At 53.8% G+C, this 22,245-nt stretch carries 18 protein-coding genes; 3 read left to right on the top strand and 15 right to left on the bottom strand.

The window, feature by feature from the left end:
* The 7 genes from rlmN to gmk are packed head-to-tail and all read right to left on the bottom strand — an operon-like array spanning nucleotide 1 to nucleotide 7,788.
* Entirely contained in the window at nucleotides 1-1,104 is a 1,104-nt protein-coding gene (gene rlmN, locus LLU09_RS03680; RefSeq protein WP_228310508.1) for a dual-specificity RNA methyltransferase RlmN, read from the bottom strand.
* A complete protein-coding gene (rsmB, locus tag LLU09_RS03685) occupies nucleotides 1,101-2,402 on the bottom strand; it encodes a 16S rRNA (cytosine(967)-C(5))-methyltransferase RsmB (protein ID WP_228310509.1) in 1,302 nt (433 codons plus the stop codon). Before rsmB ends, rlmN begins: the two co-directional genes overlap by 4 nt.
* A complete protein-coding gene (gene fmt, locus LLU09_RS03690) occupies nucleotides 2,403-3,347 on the bottom strand; it encodes a methionyl-tRNA formyltransferase (RefSeq protein WP_228310510.1) in 945 nt (314 codons plus the stop codon). It lies immediately after the preceding gene.
* Nucleotides 3,348-3,359: 12 nt separating this feature from the next.
* Entirely contained in the window at nucleotides 3,360-5,741 is a 2,382-nt protein-coding gene (gene priA, locus LLU09_RS03695; RefSeq protein WP_228310511.1) for a primosomal protein N', read from the bottom strand.
* Nucleotides 5,741-6,931, bottom strand: coding sequence for a bifunctional phosphopantothenoylcysteine decarboxylase/phosphopantothenate--cysteine ligase CoaBC (gene coaBC, locus LLU09_RS03700; protein ID WP_228310512.1), 1,191 nt, complete (start codon nucleotides 6,929-6,931; stop codon nucleotides 5,741-5,743). Before coaBC ends, priA begins: the two co-directional genes overlap by 1 nt.
* Nucleotides 6,932-6,970: 39 nt before the next feature.
* Nucleotides 6,971-7,165: a DNA-directed RNA polymerase subunit omega gene (gene rpoZ, locus LLU09_RS03705; RefSeq protein ID WP_228310513.1), complete on the bottom strand. Its 195-nt coding sequence runs from the start codon at nucleotides 7,163-7,165 to the stop codon at nucleotides 6,971-6,973.
* Nucleotides 7,165-7,788, bottom strand: coding sequence for a guanylate kinase (gene gmk, locus LLU09_RS03710; RefSeq protein WP_094905833.1), 624 nt, complete (start codon nucleotides 7,786-7,788; stop codon nucleotides 7,165-7,167). The genes rpoZ and gmk overlap by 1 nt, the downstream gene beginning before the upstream one ends.
* Nucleotides 7,789-7,898: 110 nt before the next feature.
* On the opposite strand from gmk, the gene LLU09_RS03715 reads away from it, so the two are divergent.
* The gene (locus LLU09_RS03715) at nucleotides 7,899-9,635 is read left to right on the top strand and encodes an Rqc2 family fibronectin-binding protein (RefSeq protein WP_228310514.1); all 1,737 of its coding nucleotides are present in this window, start codon (nucleotides 7,899-7,901) and stop codon (nucleotides 9,633-9,635) included.
* Between the two features lie 59 nt (nucleotides 9,636-9,694).
* Here the strand turns inward: LLU09_RS03715 and glgA are convergent, their stop codons facing one another.
* Genes glgA through glgB form a run of 4 tightly spaced genes read right to left on the bottom strand, consistent with a single transcriptional unit; the run spans nucleotide 9,695 to nucleotide 15,304 of the window.
* A complete protein-coding gene (glgA, locus tag LLU09_RS03720; protein WP_228310515.1) occupies nucleotides 9,695-11,101 on the bottom strand; it encodes a glycogen synthase GlgA in 1,407 nt (468 codons plus the stop codon).
* 25 nt (nucleotides 11,102-11,126) lie between these two features.
* Entirely contained in the window at nucleotides 11,127-12,227 is a 1,101-nt protein-coding gene (gene glgD, locus LLU09_RS03725; RefSeq protein WP_228310516.1) for a glucose-1-phosphate adenylyltransferase subunit GlgD, read from the bottom strand.
* Nucleotides 12,220-13,377 carry a glucose-1-phosphate adenylyltransferase gene (locus LLU09_RS03730; RefSeq protein WP_228310517.1) on the bottom strand — a complete coding sequence of 386 codons (1,158 nt, stop codon included), beginning with the start codon at nucleotides 13,375-13,377 and terminating at the stop codon, nucleotides 12,220-12,222. The genes glgD and LLU09_RS03730 overlap by 8 nt, the downstream gene beginning before the upstream one ends.
* A gap of 1 nt (nucleotide 13,378) precedes the next feature.
* Entirely contained in the window at nucleotides 13,379-15,304 is a 1,926-nt protein-coding gene (gene glgB, locus LLU09_RS03735) for a 1,4-alpha-glucan branching protein GlgB (protein ID WP_228310518.1), read from the bottom strand.
* Between the two features lie 159 nt (nucleotides 15,305-15,463).
* Here glgB and pulA point away from each other — a divergent pair, with 159 nt between their 5' ends.
* Nucleotides 15,464-17,539 carry a type I pullulanase gene (pulA, locus tag LLU09_RS03740; RefSeq protein ID WP_228310519.1) on the top strand — a complete coding sequence of 692 codons (2,076 nt, stop codon included), beginning with the start codon at nucleotides 15,464-15,466 and terminating at the stop codon, nucleotides 17,537-17,539.
* A gap of 24 nt (nucleotides 17,540-17,563) precedes the next feature.
* Complete coding sequence (locus tag LLU09_RS03745; RefSeq protein WP_228310520.1) at nucleotides 17,564-19,207, top strand: phospho-sugar mutase; 1,644 nt, start codon at nucleotides 17,564-17,566, stop codon at nucleotides 19,205-19,207.
* 40 nt (nucleotides 19,208-19,247) lie between these two features.
* Here LLU09_RS03745 and pyrE read toward each other — a convergent pair whose 3' ends face one another.
* From pyrE to LLU09_RS03765, 4 genes are read right to left on the bottom strand one after another with little or no spacing between them, the layout of a single operon-like run.
* Nucleotides 19,248-19,865: an orotate phosphoribosyltransferase gene (gene pyrE, locus LLU09_RS03750; protein WP_228310521.1), complete on the bottom strand. Its 618-nt coding sequence runs from the start codon at nucleotides 19,863-19,865 to the stop codon at nucleotides 19,248-19,250.
* Nucleotides 19,866-20,564, bottom strand: coding sequence for an orotidine-5'-phosphate decarboxylase (gene pyrF, locus LLU09_RS03755; protein WP_228310522.1), 699 nt, complete (start codon nucleotides 20,562-20,564; stop codon nucleotides 19,866-19,868).
* A 16-nt stretch (nucleotides 20,565-20,580) separates the two neighbouring features.
* Nucleotides 20,581-21,495: a dihydroorotate dehydrogenase gene (locus tag LLU09_RS03760; RefSeq protein WP_228310523.1), complete on the bottom strand. Its 915-nt coding sequence runs from the start codon at nucleotides 21,493-21,495 to the stop codon at nucleotides 20,581-20,583.
* A complete protein-coding gene (locus tag LLU09_RS03765; protein ID WP_228310524.1) occupies nucleotides 21,492-22,241 on the bottom strand; it encodes a dihydroorotate dehydrogenase electron transfer subunit in 750 nt (249 codons plus the stop codon). Before LLU09_RS03765 ends, LLU09_RS03760 begins: the two co-directional genes overlap by 4 nt.
* Nucleotides 22,242-22,245 lie beyond the last annotated feature (4 nt).

Genomic DNA, 22,245 nt, shown 5'->3' on the forward strand with positions numbered 1-22,245 from the left:
CTACTCCCCCGTCTCCTGTTTGGATTCTTTTGCCCTGAGCTGTCCACATGCAGCATCGATGTCGGTGCCCTGCTCCCTTCTGAGGGTGGCATTCACACCGCATTCGTTAAGCGTTTCAAGAAAATCGAATATATCGTCCTTGCTCGTCCTGACATAGTTCCGTTCCGGGACATGGTTGACCGGAATCAGGTTGACATGGCACTTGAGGTCCTTGATCAGTTCACTCAGCGCCCGCGCATGTTCCGGCTGGTCATTGACGCCGCCGAACAGGCCGTACTCGAAAGTGACCCTGCGATTCGTCTGCTGCTGGTAATACTTGAGCGAGTCCATCAGCTTGTCGATGTCATAGGCTTTATTGATCGGCATCAGACGCGTACGTGTCTCATTGTCCGCTGCATGCAGGCTCACCGCAAAGTTGATCTGTATATCCTCATCCGCAAAATCATAGATCCTCGGCACGATGCCGCTCGTGGACACTGTAATGTGGCGTGCACCGATGTTCAGACCATCATCATGATTGATGATCCTGATGAACTGCATCATCTGGACGTAGTTTTCGAAAGGTTCCCCGATGCCCATGATGACGATGCTGCTGACACGCTCATCCGTTTCATCGAGCGCCTTCTGTATCTGTACGACCTGGGAGACGATTTCCCCCGCTTCGAGGTTCCGCTTCAACCCGCCAAGTGTAGAGGCGCAGAAGCTGCAGCCGATCTGGCAGCCCACCTGGGTCGTCACACATACCGAGTTGCCGTAGTCATGGCGCATCAGTACCGTCTCGATCGTATAGCCGTCACGCAGGCGGAAGAGGAATTTCATAGTTCCGTCTTCACTTTCCTGCCTGACCACGGTTTCAAGCGGATCCATGCTGTAGTTTTCAGCGAGGGACTCCCGCATCGCCTTCGGCAGGTTCAGCATATCATCGAAATGGTCGGCCCGGTGTGTATAGAGCCACTCGAAGATCTGGCCGCCGCGGTACTTCTCCTCTCCCCATCCGATGGCGAGTTCTTCAAGATCCGAAAGGGATAGCGAGTAGATGGAGGGCTGGTCGAAATCGGGCTGCCTGTTGTTCTTTATCGGTTTTTTTGGTGGTCTTTGAATCATTGTTTTTCCTTCTTTCTGAACCTGGCTATGAAGAACCCGTCGGTTCCTGCCTCCTGCGGCAGTATCTGCCGGTATGGGCCTTCAAAATCGAAGGCCTTGAGGGTGAACGGATCAAACTCGATATCTTCATTCTCTTTCATGAATGTGTAGGCGACATTTTCATTCTCCATCTGATGGATGGTGCACGTCGAATACACGAGTATGCCGCCAGGCTTCAAATAATTTTTTATATTGGATAGGATGGCAAGCTGGAGGGCGACGAGGCTGTCTATATCCTCCGCTTTCCGCTCATATCTTATTTCCGGTTTCCTCCGGATGACACCAAGGCCGGAGCATGGTGCATCCACAATGATGCGGTCGTATTGCCTTGGATAGTCCTTCTGTGTAGCATCCCCCTGGAAAGCTTCATAGTTGGCAAGTCCAAGGCGTTCTGCCTGCGCTTCTATCAATGGAAGCTTATGGTCATGGATGTCAGAGAGGTCGACGTGCCCGTCACGCACCTTCTCCAGCGCATGCAGGCCTTTGCCGCCGGGTGCGCTGCATGCATCGAGGATGACGTCGCCGTCTTCAGGCGCAAGTGCATCATTGACGAGCATGGAGCTGACATCCTGGATGCTGAACAGCCCCTCCTTGTAGAACTTCGACTGGAGCACCTCACCGCCCACTTCGATGGCATCGGCCTGTATTTCGGAAGGCATCGCGCCAAGTCCTTCTTCATGAAGCTTTTCGACGAGCGCCGCACGGCTGATGCGCGCCGTGTTCGTACGGATGTACATCTTCGGACGGCTGCCGAGCGCCATGGCAATCTCCCGTGCCCCATCCATGCCGTGATGAGTCTTCCAGTGTGAGATGATCCACTCCGGTATGCTCGCTTCAATCGACAAGCGGGCAGTGCTGCTCCTGATGTCACCATAGCTCTGTAGCGGCTTGCGCTCAAAACTGCGGAGTATGGCATTGATGGCATTGGCGGCCTGCGGTCCGCCGCGTTTCTTCGCGATGTCCACCGCTTCGTTAATTGCCGCATAGTTCGGCACACGTTCAAGCCATATGATCTGGTAGACGGTGATGTCGAGCAGATTCCTCTGCCAGCGCTTCAGCTTTGTACGGATGAAGGGCCTGATGTGGAAATGTATGGTCAGACGCCTCGAAATTGTACCATAGACGATCTCGGTGAGCAGCCCCCTGTCATTCGCCGGAAGCCCTTCCCTGCCGATCATGTCATTCAGTATGATATTGCTGTAGCCACCTTCATCCATGACCCTCGTATAGGCATCCAGTGCGAGTTTACGTACCGTCATCTATTCCACCTGCCCAAGGACAGTGCCGGCGATATCCTGCCTGCCTGCTGCAAATTCTGATGCCCGTGTACGCTTTTTGCCGGCCAGCTGCACTTCCGTGACTTCCAACAGGCCGCCATCGCCGCAGGCGACCTTCATGCCTTCAGGCGACGTACCGACGATCGTGCCGGGTGCTTCCTTGGAGGTGCCTTCCGGCGGGTTCGCCCCATAGACTTTGAGACGCTTTCCGTCGATTTCCGTATAGGCACCGGGCCATGGCGACAGCCCCCGTATATGGTTGAATACACTGCGGACATCCTGTGACCAATCGAGCCGCTCATCCGACTTCGAGATGTTCGGGCTCACGGTAGCGGTGGATCCATCCTGTGGCACCCTTTCGTTTCTTCCTTCAAGTATGTCGGGGAGCGTCTCCATGAGGAGCCCGGCCCCCATCTGCGACAGCCTGTCGTGCAGCGATCCCGTATCATCCGTGTCCCGGATTTCTGTAGAAGTGCTGCTGATGACATCTCCGCTGTCCAGGCCTTCAGCCATGTACATGAGGGTCACACCCGTCTCACTGTCCCCCTCCATGATGGCACGGTGGATCGGTGCGCCGCCCCTGTGCCTGGGCAACAGGGAAGCATGGACATTGATGGCGCCGAGGCGCGGCACCTCGAGCAGCGCCTTCGGCAGTATCTGTCCATAGGCCGCCGTGATGATCAGGTCGGGTCCCACCTCTTCAATTTTTGCGATGGCCGCTTCGTCACGGACATGTTCCGGCTGGAAGAGCGGGATGCCGAGTGCTTTTGCCGCCTGCGCGACAGGCGGGGGTGTCATCACCCGTTTCCTGCCCACCGGCTTGTCCGGCTGGCTGACGACCATTGCGACATTGTACTCCTCATGGAGCTTCTCCAATATCGGCACTGAGAAATCCGGTGTCCCCATGAAAATGATTGTTTCTGTCATAAATTATTCCTCCTACATGATTACGAGTGGATCTACATCAATCCGAAGTGAGATGCCTTCGGTCCTGTATGCCTCGTGGTAGTGTTCATCCAGTGTATTGAGCATTTCAAGCAGTTCCGGTTCCCTCTTGTACTTGAGGAGTATCTGGAAGCGGTACTGCCGGTTGATCCGCTCAAGGGGACTGGGTGATGGACCGACGATGATCGACTGATCTGAAACTTTCTGGATCAGTGTGTCATGGATGTGGCTCGTCGCCTTCAGGCATTTTCTGATGTCCTCGCTTGAGACGGTGAAGAGCACATGGAAATAGTAAGGTGAATAACGTGCCAGCCGCCTGAATGCCATTTCCTTTTCATAGAAGCGCCGATAGTCGTTCTCCTTTGCCAGCTGTATTGCATAGTGTGTCGGGTTGTATGTCTGGAAAATGACCTCCCCCGTCAGCTCATGGCGGCCTGCCCGTCCTGAAACCTGGGTCAGCAGCTGGTATGTCTTTTCGTTCGCCCTGAAGTCGGGCAGATTGAGCATCGTATCGGCGTTCAGCACCCCTACGAGGGTCACTTTGGGATAGTCCAGCCCTTTGGCGATCATCTGTGTACCGAGCAGTATGGGTATCTCCTCCTGCTCAAAGTGATCCAGCAGCTTTTCGTGCATCCCTTTCCTTCGCGTCGTATCATTATCCATCCGGACGACATCCGCATCGAACATATCCCGGAGGATCTCCTCGACCTTCTCGGTGCCTGTGCCCCTGAAGGTCACATCCTCGCTCTGGCAGTTGTCGCATGTCCGGTGGACCGGACCTTCATAGCCGCAATAGTGGCAGAGCAGGCTACGGTTCGACTTGTGGTAGGTCAGGGAAATGTCACAGTTCGGGCACATCGGTACGTGGCCGCAGCTCTGGCAGATCTGGAAGTTCGAGTATCCTCGCCTGTTTAGCAGCAGCACCGTCTGCTCCCCCCGCTCGATCCGTGCTCGGATCGCCGCTTCGAGCGGCTTGGAGATGATCGATGTATTGCCGGTGCGGTGCTCCTCCGACATGTCGACGACGCTGATTTCCGGAAGCACTTTCGTGCCGGCCCGTTCCGTCAGCTCCAGACGTTCATAGACGCCCTTCTCGCTTCTTGCATATGTTTCAAGGCTCGGCGTCGCCGTACCCAGTATCAATGGACAATTGTGGTATCTGCTTCTGAACTTCGCCACTTCGATCGCATGATACATCGGGCGGTCCCCCTGCTTGTAGGTCGTCTCATGCTCCTCATCGACAATGATGGCACCGACATTTTCAAAAGGTGCGAAAATGCTGCTCCGTGCTCCGACGGAGACGCGCGCCCTGCCCTCTTTGATCTTGCGCCATTCATCATACTTTTCGCCATGGGAGAGACCCGAGTGCAGCACTGCGACATCATCACCGAAGCGCCGCTTGAAGCGGTTGACCATCTGAGGCGTAAGGGCGATCTCCGGCACCAGCATGATGGCCGTACGCCCTTCTTCGAGCACCTTCTGGATGACCTGCAGATACACTTCCGTCTTGCCGCTGCCTGTAATGCCGTGGAGCAGGAATGTCTTCGCCTGCTGTGCATCCAGCGCTTCCGTGATTCTGCCGTAGGCATGCTGCTGCTCCGCATTCAGCACTTTCGGCGGGTCGCTCGTGAATATGCGCCCGCTGTATGGATCACGCTCCACTTCCCGTTCCACTTTTCCGATATACCCTTTCTTGTGCAGCGCATTGATCAGATGGTTGGAGAAGCCTTCATTGACAAGATCCCTGACGAAGAGCGGTTCCGAACTCGCATCGATGACCGCAAGCAGCTCCTGCTGCTTCTTTGCACGCGACAGGTCCCCGCCCTGCTGCTTCAGCGAATAGACGGCGAGCGCCGTCTTCTTCTTTGTATGCTGCCTGATGACGGTCTCTTCGATGATATCACCGGACTTCAAGTGCGGCGCGAGCGCCTTCAGGGCCCCGGCTTCCAGCCGTTTCGGTTCTGCTTCTGCATCACCAGCAACCTCCTCAAGCGCTGCTGCAGCCTCCGCTGTATGGCCTTCCGCAAGCTTGAGCACCTTCCTGTAGTTCGCCTTCAGTGCAGCGGGCAGGATCGTTTCGATCACGCTGATGTACTGGTCGACATAATAGTCTGCCAAGTGTCTGGCGATGGTGATCATCTCTTCCGTCAGCACAGGTTCTATATCGAGCGTCCGGGCGATTTCCTTGATCCTTGCCGGATCGAAATCTGTGGTGTCCTGCAGTTTCATCACATATCCCTGGATCGTCCGCCGTCCGAACGGGACGAGCACCCGGTGGCCCACTCTGATGAGGCCTTCCATGCCGTCGGGGATGCGGTAGTCGAACACCTGGTTGACGCTTTTGCTGGGTATATCCACAATGACTGAAGCAAACATCATCCGAGCCACCTCTGGATGAGGGCATCGATGATCTGCTCGCCGAGTGCCCGCTTATCCATCTTTTCAAAAGGCACGGGCGCGCCTTCCCTGAACAGCATGACCACTTCATTGTCTGGGCTGTTCATGCCGATTGATGTATCCGATACATCGTTCATCACAATGCAGTCGGCATTTTTACGCTCAAGCTTATCTTTTGCATACTGCTCAACATTTTCGGTCTCCGCAGCAAACCCGACGACATACATGGCCGTGCTGTGCTCCCCGGCATATTGGAGGATGTCCGGCGTCTTCTTCAAGTCGATGGAGACGGTCTCCTGATCCTTCTGCTTTTTCATCTTGCCCTCCATCCGCGTGATGGGGGTGAAGTCGCTGACTGCAGCGGTGAATATGCCAAGGTCCGCATCCATATGTGATTTCACTGCCGTGAACATCTCTTCAGTGGAGACGGTGTCGATGACATGGACGCCCGCGGGCTGCGCCAGGTTGACGGGGCCGCTGACGAGCACGACTTCGGCGCCGCGCTTCTGTGCGGCTTCAGCGATTGCATAGCCCATCCTGCCGCTGGAATGGTTGGTGATGTAGCGGATCGGGTCGATCGACTCCTGTGTCGGTCCCGCCGTCACCAAAACCTTCTTCCCTTTCAGGCTGCCGCCCTTCATGAGGAGCTCTTCAATATACTGTCTGATTTCAGGCACGTTGGCCATGCGTCCTTTGGCATTGTAGCCGCAGGCAAGGAACCCGGATTCTGAATCTATGAAATGGTAGCCGTCATCCATCAGTGTCTGCATGTTGCGGCGGATGGCAGGCTGATTGTACATGTGCACATTCATTGCGGGGGCCAGTATGACCGGCTTCGTGTTTGCAGCAAGAACATTGAGGAGCATGTTGTCATAGATGCCGCAGGCCAGCTTGCTGATCGTATTCGCGGTTATGGGTGCAACAACAATGATATCCGCCCATTCGCCGATGTTGATATGGGAAATGACTGACGGATCCTCTTCCTTGAACGTATTCGTATAGACGTGGTTGCGGCTGATTGCCTGGAACGCAAGCGGTGTGATGAACTCGAGGGCGTTGTCCGTCAGTACGACACGGACCTCGTGCCCCGCCTGGATCAGCTTGCTCGTCAGGTCTACAGCTTTATATGCGGCAATGCCACCGGTGACTCCGATTACAATATTTGCCATGTCTTCACCTCTTAAAAAAAGCTGACAAAAATTTGTCAGCTAGTGTTTTTCTTTAACTTTGTTGTCGGCAATCTCTTCAAGCGCCCGGCTTACCGTCTTCAATGTCTTGTATTCATCGAGCGCAAGGTCATCCGGGTGGTCCTGCAGGTGGCGTGCACGTTTGGCAGCCATTGTGACGACAAGATATTTTGAATCTACATTCTTCTTCAGTTCATGTATAGGTGGGTATAGCATTATTGATTAACCTCCAGCAGCATTTTTCTTAGTTTGGATTCTACACGTGCCCGCCTCATATGAGACGCCTCGACGATGCACTGCACACGGCCACGCGCGAGATCCACATCATCATTGATTACAACAAAATCATACAGGTTCATCAGTTTCAGTTCGCGTTTCGCCTCATCGATGCGATGTCTGATGATCTCTGGTGAATCCGTACCACGATTGACGAGCCGCTCCTCCAGCTGCGTCAGGTTGGGCGGTGCAAGGAATATGAAAAGCGCCTCGGGAAACTTCTCCCTGACCTGCTTTGCGCCCTCCACTTCAATTTCCAGGAAGACATCATGGCCGTCGGCCATCGTCTGCTCCACATATTCCACTGGCGTACCGTAGTAGTTGCCGACGTATTGGGCATACTCGATGAACTTATCCTGCTCTATCAGCGACTCGAACTCCTCCTTCGTCTTGAAGAAATAGTCCACGCCGTCCACTTCACCTTCACGCTTTTCCCTCGTCGTCATTGAAATCGAGTATTTGAAATCCGTCTCCGGATGTTCAAAGATCGCCTTTCTGACCGTTCCCTTGCCTACACCGGAAGGGCCGGAGAGGACGATCAGCAGTCCCTTATCTGAAGTCATAACACGTTACCTTTCTATTTGTAATTATCTCCTAATGTACCATATCCAGCAGAAAAATTCATCATTAAATCGCTGGCCGTAAACAAACCGGCCGATTTCATGTTAAAATATTGGATAGTCTGAAACAGGAGGATGAAACCATGGCATTCGACGGCAACTTTGTCCACGCGCTTCTTGGGGAACTGGAAGTGCTCAAGCGGGGCAAGATCAATAGAATACAGCAGATAGATGAAACTTCGATGGTCTTCAAGGTGCGTTCCGCCGGCAGCAACCATAACCTGCTGATCAGCGCGCATCCCATGTATGCACGCTTCCACCTGACCACACATAAGTATGAATTTCCATTCGAGCCCCCGATGTTTCTGCGCGTGGCCAGAAAACACCTCGAAGGCGGCATCATACAGGAAATCAGGCAGCTCGGTAACGACCGCAGGGTCGAAATCCACATACAGTCGAGAAATGAAATCGGCGATGAGATCAGACGCATACTGATCCTCGAGATCATGGGCCGGCATTCGAACATCGTCATCACGGATGCGGACTACAGGATCCTTGACGGGGTCAAGCACCTGACACCGAACAACAACAGCCGGACGATCATGCCGGGCTTCGACTATACCGCACCGCCGACAGAGGACAAGCTGAACCCGCGGACGGATGCGATTGAAGAACTGCCTTCCAAAATCGACTTCAATGCCGGCAGGCTCAACAGGCAGATACTTTCCCATGTCGAAGGCTTCAGCCCCCTCTTCGTCAAGGAGGTCGAGCACAATGCCGGCTACTTCACCATACGGAACACCGTACCCGCAATCCGTGAGACGATGAAGAAGGCTGAAAATATAAAACCTGTAATGTACACGGACGGCGACCGTGACATCTTCTATTTCACTCCCCTTGCCCACCTTGGGGAAGATTACGAAACCTATGACTCATTATCCCAGCTTATGGACGACTACTACCATGACAGGTACAGGAAATCGCTCATCAAACAGAAGGCGCAGGACTACCTGCACCTGATCGAACGTGAATATGAAAAGACGGAGCGGAAGGTCGAAAAGCTCAAGGAAGACCTCGCGGAAGCAGCGGAGAAAGACAAGTACCAGAAGTATGGGGAGCTGCTCACTGCATTCATGCATCAGGTGAAGCCCTATGACGAATCAATCGAAGTCATCGACTACTATACGGACGAGCCGCTCGAGATCCCGCTCGACAAGAACCTGTCCGCCAGCGACAACGCCCAGAAGTTCTACAAGCGCTACAATAAGCTCAAGACCCGTGAGAACAGCGCCGCTGTGCAGCTGGACCGGGCACGGGAGGACCTCGAATACTTCGCGGGCCTGCTCCATCAGATGGACAGCATCACGACCGAGGAGGAAGTCGACGAAATACGCGAGGAACTGGCAGAACAGGGCATCATCAAGAACAACCGGAAGCAGTCCTCGAAGAAAAAGAAGAATAAGATCCAGCTCCACGCATACCGCACTACGGGCGGCCTCGATGTACTCGTCGGAAAGAACAACAAGCAGAATGACTACCTGACAAGCAGGAAGGCACAGAACAACCATCTGTGGTTCCACACGAAGGATATACCGGGATCCCACGTAGTCATCACCCACCCTGCATCCGAAATCGAAGATCAGGACATTCTGGAAGCGGCGATGCTCGCCGCCTACCATTCGAAGGCCCAGGAGTCGGAATCGGTCCCCGTCGACTATACGGAGATCAAGCATGTGCATAAGGTCAGCGGCGCGAAGCCGGGCTTCGTCACCTACACCGACCAGAAGACGGTTCATGTCACACCGATGAAATCCAAGGTGGAACAGATGGAAAGCGGTCGTACAAACTGAAGAAGGCACTGCCGAAACCGGTTCATCGGTTTCGGCAGTGCCTTTTCTTTCCTCTTCCATCAGTCTCCATACAGCGTCATATACTGGCGTGCTGAATTCGCCCAGCTGTAGTCGGACGCCGTCATATTTCTGCATAAAGCATCCATATGCTCCTTCTGGTGATAGATGTACAGACTGTACTTCATCGCATTGAGCAGTTCATGGGCATTGTAGTTCTCGAAGGAGAAGCCGTTGCCCGAATGTGTGAATTCATTATACGGTATGACCGTGTCCTTCAGGCCGCCGGTCTCCCTGACGATCGGTGCCGTCAGATAGCGTATGGCGATGAGCTGCCCGAGGCCGCACGGCTCGAACAGGCTCGGCATGATGAAGAAGTCGCTTGCGGCGTATATCTTCCTCGCATAGCTCTCGCTGAATCCGAGCGTCACATGCACTTTGTCCGGGAAGCTGTGGACGAGCGACTTGAAATAGTCCTCATACAGTGCCTCACCCGAACCGAGCACCACAAGCTGGACATCTTCCATCAGGAATTCATGCATGATGTGCTCGACGAGATCGATCCCCTTCTGATTGACGAGGCGGGTGACGATGCCATACATCGGGATGTTTACGTCCACCGTCAGTCCAAGATCCTGCTGCAGTGCCGTCTTGTTCTTCGCCTTCGTCTTACGTGATGAGCGGTAGCGATGGTACAGCGCCTCATCCCTGACCGGATTGTAGTCGTAGGTGTCGAGGCCGTTTATGACGCCGTGCAGGTCACCCCGCCTGTATTCCAGCACCTGTTCGAGACCTTCCCCGAAGAACGGGGTCATGATCTCTTCGGCATACGTTTCGGACACGGTCGTGATCACATCCGCATGATGGATGGCTGCCTTCATCATGTTGAGCATGCCCTGCCACTCGAAGCCTGCAAAGTGCTCCCGGCCAAGGTTGAACAGTTCGCCGAATGCCGACTGTCCGATCCACCCCTGATACTGTATGTTGTGGATCGTATAGATGATCTTCATGCCGGGATGCGGGCGCTTGATGCTGCCGATCGCGACAGCCGCCCCCGTCTGCCAGTCGTGGCAGTGCAGGATGTCATACGACTCCTCCACCCTGTACATGAATTCGATAATGGCGTTTGAGAAGTACACGAAGCGTTCGCCGTCATCGATATAGCCGTACAGTCCATCGCGGTTGAAGTAGTATTCGTTGTCGACGAAATAGTAGGTCACATCGCGCCCCTCATATTTCAGTATGCGCGTATACTGGTTGCGCCACCCGACCGGCGTATTGAAGATCATGACCTCCTCCATGTCCCCGCGGTATTCGGAGTTGATGATCTCCTTGTACAGCGGCAGGATGACGGAGACCCTGGCCCCCTCCTTGACGAGTGCCTGGGGGAGGCTTCCGATCACATCTGCAAGCCCGCCGGATTTGATGAACGGTGTACATTCACTTGCAGCAAAAAGAACATGTTTCATACTGTCACTTCTTTCCGGTTTCATATTATATCTTGGAACGTTTCGCCACTACATACGGCTTCTCTTCGGACCCCATCAGCTGGCGGCCCTCCGTGATGGTCACGTCCTTGTCCAGGATGACATTTTCAAGATGGGCATCGGGTTCGATGATGCAGTTTGCGAAAATGATGGAATTCTTGATGGTCGCACCCTTCCCAACCTTCACATTCCGCGAGATGACAGAGTTTTCCACCGACCCTTCCACGGTCGCCCCATTGGCCAGTATGGACCGTTTCGCACGGCTTTCCTTCTTGTAGAGCGTCGGCGGGTTCGTACTGACCTTCGTATTCACCTTCTTGGCACCATAGAAAAACTCACGGTAGCGGTCCTTGTCGAGCAGCGCCATGCTGTTGTTGAAATAGGACTGGACGGAATAGAAGTAGTGCGTCTTCGCCTTGATGTCATAGAATCCTGTGTCATATTCCTCAAGCTTCTCCCGGATCCCGTTGTGGAAGAGGCTCGGCTTATAGTTGTCGATGCAGAAGCGCACGATGTTCATCAGGACTTCCTTCTTGATGATATAGACGCCGGAATAGAGGTGCCCGTTATCCTGGTCATGTGTGAAGCCCGTTACCCTGCCGTCTTCTGTCGCCATCCTGAGCACAGGACTGTTCGGCGGGTTCTCCACCTCTTCGCCGATGAATGTAATATCCTTGTCGTTTTCCTTGTGGTATCTGACCGCTTCCGTATAGTCCATGTTCGAGATGAACTGCGTCCCGGAGACGATCACCTGGTCCCCCTTGAACCTCCTGAACAGATCGGAGTGGTTGTGGAAGTGCTTGAGGTCTCCCTGGGAGATGTCCGATGGGTCATTCCAGTCCGGAGGCAGGACGAATATCTTCGCCTGCCTGCCCTCCAGTCCGAAATCCTCCTTGCGGTTCAGGTGGTCGAGCAGGGATCTGAATTTGTGGCCTGCAAACACACCGATCACATTGGCACCGGAATTGGCCATGTTCGTGATGGCGAAGTCGATCAGCCGATAGCGTCCCATGAACGGTACCGACCCGCTGCTCCTGAAATAGGTCAGCTCGTCCAGGTAGTCCTGTTCCGGCTGCAGGTTGATGAGTCCAAGTAGTTCTTTATCCATTATGACTGCCTCCTTCTGCTATATAATCTTCCAGCGTATCAGGGCTGATGACGACCGGATCGCCGTTTGAAGCCACAATCTGTGTGCCATCCGGTATCTCCACTTCCGACATGACGATGACAGAGTCGAGTGTGACATCTTTGCCGATGACGGCATCAGGCAGTATGATGGAATCCGTCACACTTGCCCCTTCCATCGTCTCCACGCCGACGAAGAGGATCGAATTGTCGATTTCTCCTTCGATGAAGGACCCCGGGGAAATGAGTGAATTTGTAATTTCTGCAGTCTCGCCGATGTACTCTGGCGGGCGGTTTTCCTCGTTCGGATAGGTCGGCCACTCCTTCGACATCAGCAGTGTCTGGAAATCCTCCTTCAGCAGGTCCATATTCGCTTCCCAATAGCTCTTAATCGTTCCGACATCCTTCCAATAGCCGTCGAAGCGATAGGCGAACAGCTTCTTATCATCGGCCAGCATCTTCGGTATGATGTCCTTGCCGAAGTCGTGGTCGCTCTCCTCATCCTTTTCATCCGCCAAAAGGTATGGCCTGATGGTGTCCCAGTTGAAGATATAGACGCCCATGGATGCCAGATTATTTTTCGGATGTTCCGGCTTTTCATCGAATTCATAGATGCTGAAGTCATCATTCGTATTGAGGATGCCGAACCGGCTTGCCTCATCCATCGGCACTTCGATTGCTGAAATTGTTGCATCCGCTCCATTTCCCCGATGGAATTCGAGCATCTTGGTGTAGTCCATCTGGTATATATGGTCCCCGCTCAGTACAATCAGTTCATCCGGTTCATACTGTTCCACGAAGTGCATATTCTTGACGATGGCATCTGCCGTACCGCTGAACCAGGCACTGCCCTCACGGCTTGAATAGGGTGACAGTACGCTTACCCCGCCATACTGCCTGTCAAGCCCCCACGGCTTCCCGATGCCGATGTGCTTGTTGAGCATCAGCGGCGAGTACTGTACGAGGAGCCCTACAGTGGAGATCCCCGAATTTGCCAGATTGCTCATTGTGAAGTCGATGATGCGGTATTTGCCCCCGAAAGGCACTGCCGGCTTGGCAAGGTTCTTCGTCAATTCGCCAAGGCGCGTCCCCTGGCCCCCTGCCAATAGCATTGCTACTGTTTGTGATGTCATGCTACTTCCTCCCTTTTGTCTTATCTTCTAGTTCGAATACTTGGAATGCCAAAGGCGCCACTGTAATCTGGATCGATTGGTCCTCCCGGATATAATGGCCGTCCGAGCTGAAGTGGCGGCCATCATTCAGTACACCCGATCCCGAGTAGACGCTGCTGTCACTGTTGAAGATTTCCCGGTATACACCGGGTTCCGGCACCGGAATCCTGAAGTCATGATAGACTTCGGGGCGGTAGTTGAATACGCAGACCTTGAACGAGTCCCCGTATCTGCGCACATAGCTCAGTATGGAATGCGTGCTGTCGTCGACAAGCAGCCATCTGAAGCCTTCCGGCCGGTAGTCCCATCCATGGAATTCAGGGTGCTTCCGGTAGAAGCGGTTCAGATCGGATACATAGCGCTTCAGATCCGCATGGAGCGGATAGGCGAGCAGATGCCAATCCACCTGCTCCTTATCCTTCCACTCATGGTACATTCCGAACTCCTGCCCCATGAAGAGCAGCTGCTTGCCCGGTTCGGTGAACTGGTTGCCATACAGGAGCCGGGTTTGGGCAAACTGCTGCCACTGGTCTCCGGTCATCTTATCGACGATGGCCTTCTTGCCGTGCACGACTTCGTCATGGGAGAGCGGCAGCAGGTAGTTCTCATTGTACTTGTAGGCCATGGAGAAGGTGAGCTTGTTGTGGTTGTGTGCACGGTCGTGGAAATCCTGCTCCATGTAGTCCAGCCGGTCATGCATCCAGCCGAGATCCCACTTGAAATTGAAGCCGAGGCCGCCTTCGTGGATCGGATGGGTGATCATCGTCCGGTCGGAAGAATCCTCAGCCATCATGAGCAGCGTCTCATCATACTCGAAGGCGACGGCATTCAACTTCTTCAAAAGTTCAATACCCGCAATATTCTCGTCTGTACCATCTTCATTGTATATTTTGGAGTCCGGTTCGTGATTTTCAAAATTCAGGTCGATCATACTGTGTACAGCGTCGATCCGGAGACCGTCGATGTGGAACTTCCTGATCCAGTACATTGCGGAGGACACGAGGAAGGATTGGACTTCCGGTCGGCCATAGTCGAATGTCAGCGTCCCCCACTCCTTCTTCTCTGCAATCCTCTCGTCCGGATGCTCATAAGTCGGCGACCCGTCGAAGAGCCTCAGTCCGTGGGCATCCTTGCAGAAATGGGCAGGCACGAAGTCCATGATGACGCCGATGCCCGCCTCATGGAGCCGGTTGATCAGATATTTGAGGTCCTCCGGCCGGCCATATCGGCTTGTGGCTGCGAAATACCCGGTCACCTGATAGCCCCAGGAAAGATCGAAGGGATGCTCCATCAGCGGCAGGAACTCGACATGGGTATATCCCATTTCATCAAGGTAGGGGATCAGCTGATCCGCCACTTCCCTGTAGCTGTAGTAGGAGGCATCTGTAATTTCATCAATCGTCCTGCCTCCAGTATCCGCGACCGGATGCTTCATCCATGTACCGAGATGCATTTCATAGATGCTGATGGGGGATTCATAAACATTCGAACTGCGGCGCTTCGCCATCCATTCATCATCAGTGAAGTGGAAGCTGTCCGTATGGACGATGCTCGCAGTCGCCGGCCGCCGCTCATGGTGGAAGCCGAACGGATCGGACTTGAGGTGGCTCCCCTCCCCGAAATGGATCTTGTACTTGTAGGCGTCTCCGACGTCCACACGGGAAGTTTTCAGCATCCACAGCCCCTGGTCACTGAGCTTCTCGAAATCGAGCCCTTCCCCGGAGTAGTCATTATAGTCGCAGGCAAGCTGCACATGACTGGCATTCGGTGCCCATGTGATGAACCGCACCCCATCTTCTGTAGCATGCGCCCCCATGAAATCGTAGGCATTGTAATGGGTTCCCTGATGGAACAGATATTTATCCATTTCCAGGTTTTCTTCACTCAAAATATTTCCCCCTTTGCGTTATACTATAGACATACCCTCATCACTGATTATACAACTTAAAAAAGAAAATGTATAAAATTTTTATAATTGTCAGACTATATGAGACAGTATTCAATCCATATACCAACACTAACACATTCAACCGGACGGAGGCTTTTTATGATTGATGCATATCTCGATGCAGCAGACCAGATCACGATAGTCAGAAAAGGTGAACAGGCTGCAGACGTGAATGACCTTGCCGTCATCCAGGAAGATGCTTTCATCTCCATAACCAGGACGGAAGACAGGGGCACTTATATCACAGTATGGCTCAGCCAGCCCATCAGCCTCGACCATTTTACACACATCAGATTTGATGGCAGGCGCTTTCCGCTTCAGATGGGCAAATATATACTGTCGATAGAATTCGACCTGAAATATTCCACAGACAAACAGATGGGGGCCACCTACTCGAAGGATCATACCATCTTCAGGGTGTTCGCCCCGACCGTCGTCCAGTGCCGGCTCATCCTCGACGGCCAGGCCTACAATATGGACAAGATCGGCGGCTACTTCGAGAAGATCATCAAACAGGACTGTCATGGTAAGTACTACCACTATGAAGCCAGTCATAATCATGTGACGCATAATGTCATCGACCCCTATGTCAAAGCGGTATCGGCGAATGGGCAGGAGGCGATGATTGTGGACTTCGACCGCATCAATCCGGGCTTCACCGATCACGACGTGCCAGACATCCCGAATGATTCGGCAATAATATATGAAACGCACGTAAGGGACATCACCTCCCACCCCAACAGTGGGGTGAAGGAGGAATGGCGGGGCCGGTATCTCGGAATGACCGAGCCGACGACCACCAGGCACCGCCTCTCGAGCGGCCTCGACTATCTGAAGGAAATCGGTGTGACGCACATCCAGCTGATGCCGGTGAACGACTTCATCACCGTGGATGAACTCAACCGGGATAAAAGCTACAACTGGGGATACGACCCCCACTTCTTCATGGTCCCAGAAGGCAGCTACGCCACAGATCCGAACGACCCGGTAAACCGCATCATCGAACTTCAGACACTCATCCGGACACTGCATGAGAACGGCATGAAGATCATACTGGACGTCGTGCTCAACCATGTCTATCAAGTGGAGGATTCGAATTTCGAAAAGCTCGTCCCCGGCTACTATTTCAGGCACAACCAGGACCTGTCCCTATCCAATGGGACGGGTGTCGGCAACGATTTCGCCTCCGAAAAGATGATGGGCAGACGCTTCATTGCCGATACCATCCATTTCTGGCTTGAACAGTACAGGATTGACGGCTACCGTTTCGACCTGATGGGGGCATTGGATATAGAAACGATGCAGGGCATCGAATCGATCGTACAGAAACAGGACCGTGAAATCTTCCTCCTCGGGGAAGGCTGGGACCTCCCGACGGCACTCGACTACAGCAAAAAGACACTGCCTGAACACAGCTGCCGTGTACCATCGGTCCATTTCTTCAATGACCATTACCGGGATTCCATCAAAGGAAGTAATTTTGAACTCAGCGAAAAAGGGTATGTAAATGGTGATGGCCGCGGAATAGACGCCATCCGGGAGCTGTTCGCCGGCTTCCATAAACCCTTCACAGCCCAGATGAGCATCAATTATGTTGAAGTGCATGACAACCATACCCTCTATGACCGGCTGAGGTACTCCTCCGGAAAGCGGCAGTATATACTGGAGAGCCAGCACCAGATTGCGACAGCGCTGGTCCTCCTGTCCTTCGGGACCCCTTTCCTGCACGCCGGCCAGGAGTTCTTCAGGACCAAATACGGCCATGGGAACACCTACAACTTGAGTGACATGCTCAACCGCATGGACTGGAACAGGCGCGCAAAATACCAGGACAACATCGAGTTCTTCAAATCGCTGGTGCAGTTCAGGAAACGGGAGGAAGTCTTCAGGCTGAAAGATCAGGGAAGCATAGACAGCGCCCTTTCATTCATGAACTTCAGCAATCTCCCGAACGGATTCGGGGTGAAGGTCTCGTACCGGAACAGTGAATTCATGATCGTCATCAATCCGACGGAAAAATCGATGGAACTCGGATTTGATGCGCAGGATCCCTACAAGATAGAAATTTCCAACCAGCGCCATTATGATAAGGCGGTGTATAACCGGAGCTTCTACATCAAGGGCTACGAGGTGGCGGTCCTGAGAAAAGTGACGAATATGCATCAAAACCAATAACAGAGGAATAGGAGTGTGATCTTTGTGGACAGAGCACAATGGGAAGAACATATCGGCAACAGCTTCATTACAGAGGCATCGTATGAGGCACTTACGGAAGAGGAGAAGGCGGATGCCTTTTCCGATACACTTTCATTCGGAACTGCAGGCATCAGGGGCAAGATCGGTCTCGGACCCAACCGCCTGAACCGCTATACGGTTGAAAAGGTTGCTCTCGGCATCGCACACAATCTGGAAGGTGTGGAGGACCCGCTCGTCGTCATCGGCTACGACACAAGGCATTTCTCTACTGAATTTGCGGAGACGATGACAGGTGTCCTCGTACAGAATGATATATCCGTCCGCCTTTCGGAGAAATACATCTCGACTCCCGAACTCTCCTTCCATGTCAGGGAGCACGGGGCGGACCTCGGCATCATGATTACTGCAAGCCATAATCCACCGGAATACAACGGCATCAAGGTCTATGGTCCCGACGGTGCCCAGCTGATTGATGCGCCTGCCGCAGAACTGAGTGAAAAGATCAATGCGATAGAGGATATCTTCAATATCGGCACCGTGTCCTTTGAGGAGACGCTCGAATCCGGAAAGGCACAATATATCACCGAGGAGATGGAGGACCAGTACAGGGCAAGGATCACTTCATTTATCCCGGAAATTCCATCCTCCGACCTGAAGGTCATGTTCTCGAGTCTCCACGGCACTAGCGTGCCGATTGTCCCCGACATCCTCGACTCACTGGATTTTGAGAACTATCATCTCGTCAAGGACCAGTGCCGCCCTGACGGTGACTTCCCTACGGTCAAATCGCCGAACCCGGAGAGTGAGGAAGCATTCGAAGCGGCCCGCAAGCTCGGCGCCGATAAAGGGGCGGACCTGCTGATCGCTACAGACCCGGATGCGGACAGGATCGGTGTTGAAGTCCTTCATGATGGACGCTATGTACATCTGAACGGAAACCAGCTCGGCATCCTCCTCCTGAAGCATCGCCTGGAGCACCATGAGGGGTCCGTGCCTGTCATCATCAAGTCGATCGTGACAAGCGACCTTGGCCGCAAGATCGTGGAAGCCAACGGCGGAGAGATGATCGAGGTCCTGACAGGCTTCAAATATATCGGTGAACAGATTAAGGCAATGGAAGGTAATACGGACAGGACGTTCGTCCTCGGTTATGAGGAAAGCTACGGCTACCTCCTCGAACCCTTCGTCAGGGACAAGGATGCCATACAGATCGTCCCTTACATCATCGGGATGGCCAGCGCCCTGAGAAACAGCGGGCGCACACTCGTCGATGAACTCGAAGCCATCTATGAGGAATACGGCCGCCGGATGGAAGTCCTTTTCAGCCATACGTTCGAAGGAACGAGCGGCAAGGAGAAGATCAATGAGATCATGAGGCAGTTCCGCACCAACACTCCAACTGAACTCGACAGGCGGGAAGTCATTGTGACCGAAGATTTCAAGACGCAGAAGCGGACATACCGCAACGGCACTACAGAAGACATCGAATTGCCGGAGGCGGATGTCATCAAGATCCATTTCGACGATGGATGGATCGCCCTCAGGCCTTCCGGTACGGAACCGAAGATCAAGCTTTATGTTTCACTCGACAGCGATCATATCGAGCAGGAAGCCAAAATCATCAATGACATGATATTCGGTGTATAGACAGAAAAAAGATCAGGATGGGAGTTTCCCATCCTGATCTTTATTTTTCTGAAAGCGCCTGGCGGAACTGGAGGATCGTCTCCTTCTGCGCTTCATCGATTGCCCCGCGGTCCATGCTGACATCGATCAGGACATCGAGGGTGCTCAATGTATGATACGTAAGCCCCGCTTCCTTGAAGGCTTCATCGGCGCGGGGGATGCCGTATGTGAATATGGCAACCACAGCAAGCACTTCCGCTCCGTTTTCCTTCAGTGCTTCAGCAGCTTCAAGGCTCGATCCGCCGGTGGAGATGAGGTCCTCGATGAGGACGACCTTCTTCCCTTCCACTTCGGCACCTTCGATCTGATTGCCTTTGCCATGCTTCTTTTTGCTTCCCCGTACATAACACATGGGCAGCCCGAGCCGCTCGCTGATGAAGGCTGCATGTGGGATGCCTGCCGTCGAAGTCCCTGCGATCACTTCTGCATCAGGCGCTTCTGCCTTCACCACATCGACGAAAGCCTCCGCGATTTCCTGCCGTGCCGGCACATCGCCGATGATCTTCCTGTTGTCGCAGTATATCGGGGAGATGATGCCGCTCGACCAGGTGAAGGGCGCCTCCGGACTGAGTGCCACTGCGTTGATGTCCAATAGGATTTCTGCTGTTCGTGTTTCCAACTACTCTTCCCCACTTTCCCATTGTTCTTTTATTTGTGCATATCGGGCCACCGGGTCGGCCGCCTGTGTGACCGGCCGGCCCACGACGATGTAGTCGCTGCCGAGGTGATGGGCCTTCGACGGTGTGACGACGCGCGACTGGTCATCTGTAGAGTCCTCTGTGAGCCGGATGCCGGGTGTCACTGTGAGGAAGCCGGTGCCGCACGCTTCATGGATCAGTGCCGACTCGAGCGGAGAGGACACCACACCGTCAAGTCCGGCGTCTTTGGCCAGCTGTGCATAGTGGATGACGCTCTCATCCAAGGTCAGCGATGACTTCTGTTCGGACTGCATCATTTCCTCGCTGGTAGAGGTCAGCTGCGTCACCGCAATCAGTGTGCCATCCGGGTTATGGTCCTTGAACGATTCAGCCGCACGCTTCATCATGGGCGTGCCGCCCTGGGCATGGACATTGGTCATCTGCACATCAAGGCGCCCGAGCCCCTCCATCGCCCTGCCTACCGTATTCGGTATATCATGCAGCTTCAGGTCGAGGAATATGTCGTGTCCCATGGCACGGATTTCCCTGATGACATCAGGACCGTTCTGCAGGTAGAGCTCCATTCCAACCTTCACGAAAAGCGGCTCTTCAAATTTATCGAGAAACTGTTGTACTTCTGCCATCGTACCGAAGTCGAGGGCAATGATCGGTCTGTTCATAAGTTTCCTCCTCAGCTTATTTGTAGGCACGGCCTTTCAAGTCATGCAGATGTCCGACGCCCATTTCGTCGAGCCTTTCATCCATCGCTTCAATCAGTGTCGGGCAGATCATCGGGTCCGTGAAGTTCATGGTGCCGACGGCCACCGCATCCGCGCCGACCGAGATGTAGTCGAGAATATCATCGGTAGTCGCGATGCCGCCCATGCCGATGATTGGGATGTGGGGCAGATGCTGGCGGACCTGATAGATCATATTCAGGCTGACCGGCTTGATCGCCGGCCCGCTGAGCCCACCTGTGACATTGGAGAGGATCGGCTGGCCATTGCCATCAAGCCGCATTCCGACGAGCGTGTTGATCATCGTCAGGCCATCCGCGATGTCGCCGACACTTAAGGCCATGTCTACAATACTGGTCACATTAGGTGACAGTTTTACATACACCGGAACATCCGATACTTCCTTTACACGGGCGGTCAGGCGGCGTGCCGTCTCGGGGTCCGTCCCGAATTGGATGCCGCCCTCCTTCACATTTGGGCAGGAGATGTTGAGCTCTATGGCCTTTACATTCGGTGCCTTTGATATCTTGTCCGCAACGATTGCATAGTCGTCGATTTCGCTGCCTGCAACATTGGCGATGATCGGCACATCATACTGCTCGAGGAATTTCAGTTCATGCTCGAGGATGTGATCCACACCCGGGTTCTGAAGCCCGATGGCATTCAGCATGCCGCTCGAAGTTTCAGCGACACGCGGTGTCCTGTTGCCGATCCTGGGCTCGTGTGTCGCTGCCTTGACCATGATGGCCCCAAGTTCCGACAGATCATACAACTTCGAGAATTCCTCGCCGAAACTGAAGCATCCTGATGCGGGCATCACCGGGTTCTTCAGTTCAAGGCCGGGGAGGCTGATCTTCAGCGCTTCACTGTTCATAGCACGATCTCCCCCTTCCTGAAGACGGGACCCTCGGTGCAGAGCTTGATCCAGTCCCCTTCTGCCGTCTCACAGACGCATGCATAGCATACACCGAAGCCGCAGCCCATCCGCTCCTCAAGGGAGATGTAGCCATCAAGGTCCATCGTCTCACTCAGCACCTTCAGCATCACCTTGGGTCCGCAGGCATAGAAGCAGTCGAAATCGGCATCGAGTTTCCGGATCACATCCGTGACGTAGCCCTCCGTCCCGTATGAGCCGTCTGCAGTGGCGATATGCGTGTCACCGAGGGCGCCGAACTTCTCTTCATAGAATACATCCTTCTTTGAATTGAATCCGAGGACGTGGGTGGTCCTGACACCTTCCCTGTTCAGCTGCTTGGACAGTTCGTACAATGGCGGTACACCGATGCCGCCGCCGACGATCAATACGTGCGAGTTGTGTTCCACCGGATATCCCCTGCCAAGGGGGGAGAGGATATCAAGTGAATCCCCGGGACCGAGCTTCGACAGCTTTCTGGTGCCCTCCCCTTCAGCACGGTAGACGATGGTGAACCGCGAATTTTCCTGGTCGATATCCGCAATGGATATCGGGCGTCTCAGTACATGTTCCGTCGTATCATTGATTCGTACGTGGACGAACTGGCCCGGGGTCTTCATGTTTTTTGTGATGTCCCCCTCAAGGACCATTTCGTGGATCTTATCGGCAATGCGGCTCTGGGCGACGACTGTCATGATATTCTTCATATTC

It is taken from the genome of Salinicoccus sp. RF5 (assembly GCF_020786625.1).
Taxonomy (GTDB): domain Bacteria; phylum Bacillota; class Bacilli; order Staphylococcales; family Salinicoccaceae; genus Salinicoccus.

Coding starts and splice junctions, on each gene's coding strand:
- rlmN (WP_228310508.1), bottom strand. CDS start 1,104: ATGATTCAAAGACCACCAAAAAAACCGATAAAGAACAACAGGCAGCCC.
- rsmB (WP_228310509.1), bottom strand. CDS start 2,402: ATGACGGTACGTAAACTCGCACTGGATGCCTATACGAGGGTCATGGAT.
- fmt (WP_228310510.1), bottom strand. CDS start 3,347: ATGACAGAAACAATCATTTTCATGGGGACACCGGATTTCTCAGTGCCG.
- priA (WP_228310511.1), bottom strand. CDS start 5,741: ATGTTTGCTTCAGTCATTGTGGATATACCCAGCAAAAGCGTCAACCAG.
- coaBC (WP_228310512.1), bottom strand. CDS start 6,931: ATGGCAAATATTGTAATCGGAGTCACCGGTGGCATTGCCGCATATAAA.
- rpoZ (WP_228310513.1), bottom strand. CDS start 7,165: ATGCTATACCCACCTATACATGAACTGAAGAAGAATGTAGATTCAAAA.
- gmk (WP_094905833.1), bottom strand. CDS start 7,788: ATGACTTCAGATAAGGGACTGCTGATCGTCCTCTCCGGCCCTTCCGGT.
- glgA (WP_228310515.1), bottom strand. CDS start 11,101: ATGAAACATGTTCTTTTTGCTGCAAGTGAATGTACACCGTTCATCAAA.
- glgD (WP_228310516.1), bottom strand. CDS start 12,227: ATGGATAAAGAACTACTTGGACTCATCAACCTGCAGCCGGAACAGGAC.
- LLU09_RS03730 (WP_228310517.1), bottom strand. CDS start 13,377: ATGACATCACAAACAGTAGCAATGCTATTGGCAGGGGGCCAGGGGACG.
- pulA (WP_228310519.1), top strand. CDS start 15,464: ATGATTGATGCATATCTCGATGCAGCAGACCAGATCACGATAGTCAGA.
- pyrF (WP_228310522.1), bottom strand. CDS start 20,564: ATGAACAGACCGATCATTGCCCTCGACTTCGGTACGATGGCAGAAGTA.
- LLU09_RS03760 (WP_228310523.1), bottom strand. CDS start 21,495: ATGAACAGTGAAGCGCTGAAGATCAGCCTCCCCGGCCTTGAACTGAAG.
- LLU09_RS03765 (WP_228310524.1), bottom strand. CDS start 22,241: ATGAAGAATATCATGACAGTCGTCGCCCAGAGCCGCATTGCCGATAAG.